This is a genomic window from Vibrio sp. 10N.286.52.F8 (assembly GCF_041468745.1).
GTDB lineage: Bacteria > Pseudomonadota > Gammaproteobacteria > Enterobacterales > Vibrionaceae > Vibrio > Vibrio crassostreae_C.
This window is the reverse complement of the sequence record NZ_JBFRJF010000090.1, coordinates 1-223: the sequence shown is the minus strand read 5'-3', so window position 1 is coordinate 223 and position 223 is coordinate 1. Positions and strand designations below refer to the sequence as shown.

Below are 223 nucleotides of genomic sequence, written 5' to 3'. Positions count from 1 at the left end.
CCAAATTGTTAAAGAGCAAGAGTTTTTAAAGCATTAAACTTTCAAAACCATTTTTAAATACACTCAGTTTTCTATTACTAAGAAAAGTGTGCTTAAAGATGGTGGGCGATACCGGGCTCGAACCAGTGACCCCCTGCTTGTAAGGCAGGTGCTCTCCCAACTGAGCTAATCGCCCATGATAGTTTTGATTCCTTCATGGAGAAAGAATGGTGGAGCTATGCGG

1 tRNA gene is annotated in these 223 nt (G+C 41.7%); it reads right to left on the bottom strand.

The window, feature by feature from the left end:
- Positions 1-99 precede the first annotated feature (99 nt).
- Positions 100-175 (bottom strand) — tRNA-Val (locus AB4133_RS22080).
- Between the last annotated feature and the right edge of the window lie 48 nt (positions 176-223).